The following is a 5,086-nucleotide window of genomic DNA, read 5'->3' as shown; positions in this document are numbered from 1 at the left end:
GCGCGCGGTAAGGGGCTGGGGGCGTGGGTCGAATTTCAGATGATCGAGCACGCTTTTAATGTCCTCAGGCTCGAAAAGCTGTGGTGCGAGGTGCTGGAAAGCAATGGCGCCGTGTGGAAGCTGCATCAGTCGTTCGGCTTTCAGACCGAGGCGCATTTCCGCCGCCACGTCGTCAAATCCGATGGGCCGCACGATGTGATCGGGCTGGGGCTGCTGCGCGCCGACTGGGCCGCGGTGCGCGACGATTGCCGGGCGCGGTTGCTGAGCCACGGATATACGGTTTAAGCCCCTGTGAAGGGCGGGCGGATGTGCCTATATTGGGTGCACACTGTAAAAGGACATCCGCATGGCCCGTTCCGAACTGGGGTTCGACCTGACCCCGCCTACGCCTGAAAAGCTGCGTCTGCTGGCTGAAAAGCTCGATCCCGAAGCGCGGCGCATCCTGCTCGATCACGGCACAGAACCGCCCTTCTGCGGCAAGTTCGATGAGTACGAGGAAGAGGGGCTGTACACCTGCGCCCTGTGCGCCCTGCCGCTGTTTTCGTCGCGCGCCAAGTTCCATTCGGGATCGGGCTGGCCCAGCTTTTCTCAGGGGGTGGGTGAGGGGCATATCCGCTATCTGCGCGACGTCTCGCACGGCATGGTGCGCACGGAAATCCGCTGCGGCCGGTGCGATTCGCATCTGGGGCATGTGTTCGAAGACGGCCCGCGCCCGACGGGCCTGCGTTATTGCCTCAATTCGGTGGCGATGGACTTTGTGCCGGACGGGCAAGCCCTGCCCGACCCGTTGGAGCGCGACGATCCGGCGGCGATTGGCTGATTTCTGAAACATTTTTGCGTGTGAGCCCGGCCCTTTGGTCGGGCTTCTTTTTTGTCCCTGAAGGCCAAAATTCTTTTATTTCACAACATTATCACACTATTTAATCCGTAAACTGATTAAATATCGGCGGTAAAAAATCCGTGATTTTGTTCAGGGTCCGGAATATTTTTTGTTGCCAAACCCCTGAATTGGCGCATTCTTTACGAGCAGTCCCACGGGTTACGGTTGCGCCCTTGAACAAGGCATTCGCCCAAGAACAAGAAAAAATGGAGTGAATTCGTCATGATGAAATCTGTCTATGGTGCCGCCGCCGCTGCGGCCTTTCTGACCCTTGCCGTGCCGGCCTTTGCCGAATGCGACGCACAGCAGGAGCGCCTGGTGGGCAAGGCGATTGCCGACTCGGTGAAGGCCGATGCCGAAAGCGTGTCCGGCCCGGTGCGCAAGGCGGTGGTGGACCTCGATCGCTGCGAAGGCGGCAGCACGCATTTCGATACACAGTTCAGGGTCAAGGCCGCTCTGGCCGATGGCAAGGTGGTGTGGGTCGAAGGCCACGCGCGCGGCGTCAATGATCAGATCGAGTCGATCCAGTACCGTCAGGCCAGTCCGGAACTGGTGGCGCTGGTGCGCGGCACGGCTCTGGCCAGTCGGTAGATAACCGCCCTCTCAGGCACAAAAAAAGCGCCCTCGTTGCCGGGGGCGCTTTTTCGTTCCAGAGCGGGATGATTTCTCATGAAATCATCCCGCTCAAGCCGCCATTGAGGCGGCGGCCAAGGTGGCGGAGCCACCGCCCGGCGAGGGGCGAAACAAATCTCGATCATTATGTTTCTACCCGAAACATAATGATCGAGAGTGTGGGGGCGGCTGCCCCCACGTCCTCTTGTCCAGAGAACTTAACCCGCGAAGGTGTAGGCCGTCTTGACGATGGTGTAGAATTCCTTGGCGTAGGCGCCTTGTTCGCGCGAGCCGTAGGAGGAGGCTTTGCGGCCACCGAACGGCACGTGGTAATCGACACCGGCGGTCGGCAGGTTGACCATGACCATACCGGCCTGAGCCTTACGCTTGAAGGTTTCGGCGGCCTTCAGCGACGAGGTACAGATACCGGCCGACAGACCCATTTCGGTGTCGTTGGCGACCTTGATGGCTTCGTCGAGGTCCTTGACGCGGATGACCGAGGCGACCGGCCCGAAGACCTCTTCCTTGTTGATGGCCATGTCCGGGGTCGTCTTGTCGATCAGGGTCGGGGCGTAATAGTAGCCCGGCGTGCCAAAGGTCAGGTCTTCGCCACCGGCGACGATCACACCGCCTTCGGACTTGGCCTTGGCCACGGCGTCCTGCGCGATCTTGAGCTGTTCCTGAGAGGCGATCGGGCCCATCTGCACGCCGTCGGCGCGGCTGTCGCCGACCTTGATGGCCTTGGCGGCATCGGCCAGAGCCGCGACGAACTTATCGGCAATCCCTTCGGTCACGATAATGCGCGACGAGGCCGTGCAGCGGTGACCGGACGAGAAGAAGGACGAGTTCAGCACCGAGTTGACGGCGATGTTCAGGTCGGCGTCGTCCAGCACGATGACCGGGTTCTTGCCGCCCATTTCGCACTGAATGCGCTTGCCCTTGGCCACGGCGGCGTCACGCACGCGCGTGCCGGTCGGGACCGAGCCGGTGAAGGTGATGGCGTCACAGCCGTCGATCATCAGCGGACCGGCGACGGAACCGCGGGCGAAGACGACGTTCAGCACGCCCTTGGGCAGGCCGGCGCGCGTCAGGATGTCGGCCAGCGCCCAGGCGCAGCCCGGCGTCAGCTCAGCCGGCTTACACACCACCGTATTTCCGAAGGCGATGGCCGGGGCCATCTTCCACGCCGGGATGGCGATGGGGAAGTTCCACGGGCAGATCAGGCCGATGACGCCGACCGGTTCACGGGTGATTTCGACCTTGATGCCCGGACGGACGGAGTCGAGCACTTCGCCATGGGCGCGCAGGGCTTCACCGGCGAAATATTTGAAGATGTGACCGGCGCGGGTGACTTCGCCGATGCCTTCCGGCAGGGTCTTGCCTTCTTCGCGCGACAACAGCGCACCCAGCTCGGCCTTGCGGGCCAGGATTTCGGACCCGGCGGCGTCGAGGATGTCGAAACGCTGCTGCGGCGTCGAATACTGCCAGGTTTCAAAGGCGGCGCGCGCGGCGGCGATGGCGGCCTTCACTTCCGGCTCACCGGCGGTCGAATAGACGCCGATGATGTCGTTGGTGTCCGACGGGTTGATGTTGTTGAAGGTGGTGCCGGTAACGACCCATTCGCCGTTGATCAGATTGCCGAAAGTGGTCAAGGTAGCTCTCCCTGAATGAATAAGGCGTTTGCCCGTGCGACGGAAATAGACCCGGACACGCGCCAGCACCAATGCTGAACGGGTATCCGCGAAAATATGTTAGCGCTCACACGCCGCTCTTATGCGCAAAAGCCGCGATGGGCTCAAGCAAAATCCGAAGGGCGAGGATCACGTCTGCCGCCGCCTTAGCACGGCGCATCGCCAAGGTAAATGTCCGACAAGTGAGTGTGTATACGGTATCTGAATGTTGGGCCTGCCGCGCCGCGTCGATAGGCCGCAGATGAAACGATAGGTAATGCCTTTTGAGGTGCGCCGGGCGTGAGGGGTGATAAGTCTCTGCCTCAACTTATGTGGCTTACCGAAGGTGTCTCATGGCTATTCCCTTTATTGATCTGGGTGCGCAGCGCGAACGCATTGGCGCGTCTATCGAAGACGGGATTAAAAAGGTGCTGGCGCACGGTGCCTATATTATGGGGCCGGAGGTGCGGACCTTTGAGGCCCATCTGGCCCAATTCGCCGGATCGAAGCACGCCCTGTCGTGCGCCAACGGCACGGACGCCATCGAACTGGTCCTGCTGGGGCTGGGTGTGGGTAAGGGCGATGCGGTGTTTGTCCCGGCCTTTACCTTTGTCGCTACCGCCGAAGTGGTGCCGATGACGGGGGCCGAGCCGGTCTTTGTCGATATCGACCCCAAAACCTACAATATGGACCCGGTGAAGCTTGAGGCCGCCATTGCCGCCGTCAAGGCCGAAGGGCGTCTGAAACCCGCCGCGGTCATCGCCGTCGATCTGTTCGGGCAAGCGGCCGACTATCCGGCGATCTCAAAAATCACGCAGGCGCATGGCCTGTTCCTGATTGCCGACTCGGCGCAGGGCTTTGGCTGTACCATTGACGGCAAACAGCCGCTGGAATGGGCGCACGCCACCTCGACCAGCTTCTATCCGGCCAAGCCACTGGGCTGCTATGGCGATGGCGGGGCGGTGGTGCTCAATGATGATGCCCTTCTTGAGCGCCTGATCTCGTTCCGCGTGCACGGTGGCGCGACGCCGACCGATGCGGCGACGATGAACTATGTGCACGAGGCCAAGTATCTCAATGTGCGCATCGGCATGAATTCGCGCCTCGATACGATTCAGGCGGCGGTGCTGATCGAGAAGCTGGCCATCTTTACCGAAGAGATCACGCTGCGTCAGGCCGTGGCCAAGCGCTATAATGAGGCGCTGGAGGGCTTTGTAACCAGCGTGCCCTATGTGAAGGACGGCTACGTTTCGACCTGGGCGCAATATACGATCGAGCATGAAAACCGCGATGGCCTGCAATTGGCCTTGCGTGAAAAAGGCATCCCGACGGCGGTCTATTACCCCATCCCCCTGCATCAGCAGCCGGGCTATAGCATGTTCACCGCTGGTACGGGTGATCTGAGCGTGTCGGAAGCCAAGTCGAAGACGGTGATCAGCCTGCCGTTCAGCCCCTATCTCACCGCGGAAACGCAAGCCGAAATCGTCGCGGCGGTAAAGGCGTTTAAGTAGGGCCGTCACGCTCCTGTGAGAAAGGTTTTTATCATGGATAATGACCTGACGAGCGAAGAGACTGAACTCTTCGGTGCCTATGATCTGGCGGCCCAGCTAGCGGTCAGGTGTCGGCATCTGCACGAGATGGACGTATCGGTCAGCGCAAGCGCTCTGGAGCGTGTTCTGAATACTCTGATGACGGAACTTTGGGATCAGGGGTTCAGTCAGGCTGAAATCCGCAAGGCCTATGAGTGGGCGCTGGCGGATATGCCCAGATACGCCGCTAGGCTGTGGTGACGAATTAACGTTTGCGATCTTCCTCCTCCCCATTTTATGGGGAGGTGCCGAGTTTACGAGGCGGAGGGGTATCTTACGGACGGTTATACCCCTCCGTCAGCTTCGCTTCGCTCGCTGCCACCTCCCCACTTCGT

At 60.7% G+C, this 5,086-nt stretch carries 6 protein-coding genes; 5 read left to right on the top strand and 1 reads right to left on the bottom strand.

What is annotated here, in order from left to right; translation table 11 throughout:
- From Q0072_RS02195 to Q0072_RS02185, 3 genes are all read left to right on the top strand, one after another.
- The coding region (locus Q0072_RS02195) for a GNAT family N-acetyltransferase (RefSeq protein WP_366941767.1) at positions 1-285 on the top strand (285 nt) is incomplete at its 5' end.
- 61 nt (positions 286-346) lie between these two features.
- Entirely contained in the window at positions 347-820 is a 474-nt protein-coding gene (msrB, locus tag Q0072_RS02190; protein ID WP_298325065.1) for a peptide-methionine (R)-S-oxide reductase MsrB, read from the top strand.
- A 282-nt stretch (positions 821-1,102) separates the two neighbouring features.
- A complete protein-coding gene (locus tag Q0072_RS02185) occupies positions 1,103-1,471 on the top strand; it encodes a hypothetical protein (protein ID WP_298325062.1) in 369 nt (122 codons plus the stop codon).
- Between the two features lie 239 nt (positions 1,472-1,710).
- On the opposite strand, the gene Q0072_RS02180 is transcribed toward Q0072_RS02185, so the two are convergent.
- Complete coding sequence (locus Q0072_RS02180; RefSeq protein WP_298325059.1) at positions 1,711-3,144, bottom strand: aldehyde dehydrogenase family protein; 1,434 nt, start codon at positions 3,142-3,144, stop codon at positions 1,711-1,713.
- A gap of 371 nt (positions 3,145-3,515) precedes the next feature.
- On the opposite strand from Q0072_RS02180, the gene Q0072_RS02175 reads away from it, so the two are divergent.
- Positions 3,516-4,673 (top strand): DegT/DnrJ/EryC1/StrS aminotransferase family protein, encoded by a 1,158-nt coding sequence (locus Q0072_RS02175; RefSeq protein WP_298325056.1) that lies wholly within the window; start codon positions 3,516-3,518, stop codon positions 4,671-4,673.
- Positions 4,674-4,706: 33 nt separating this feature from the next.
- Positions 4,707-4,952, top strand: coding sequence for a hypothetical protein (locus Q0072_RS02170; RefSeq protein ID WP_298325053.1), 246 nt, complete (start codon positions 4,707-4,709; stop codon positions 4,950-4,952).
- The last annotated feature ends 134 nt before the right edge of the window (positions 4,953-5,086 follow it).

This window comes from Asticcacaulis sp. (assembly GCF_027484505.1).
Lineage (GTDB): Bacteria > Pseudomonadota > Alphaproteobacteria > Caulobacterales > Caulobacteraceae > Asticcacaulis.
Note: the sequence above shows the minus strand (reverse complement) of the source record. Positions and strands in the feature narration are given on the sequence as shown.

Bases quoted from the DNA above. Each gene is read 5' to 3' on its own strand.
- msrB (WP_298325065.1), top strand. From the start codon at position 347: ATGGCCCGTTCCGAACTGGGGTTCGACCTGACCCCGCCTACGCCTGAA.
- Q0072_RS02185 (WP_298325062.1), top strand. From the start codon at position 1,103: ATGATGAAATCTGTCTATGGTGCCGCCGCCGCTGCGGCCTTTCTGACC.
- Q0072_RS02175 (WP_298325056.1), top strand. From the start codon at position 3,516: ATGGCTATTCCCTTTATTGATCTGGGTGCGCAGCGCGAACGCATTGGC.
- Q0072_RS02170 (WP_298325053.1), top strand. From the start codon at position 4,707: ATGGATAATGACCTGACGAGCGAAGAGACTGAACTCTTCGGTGCCTAT.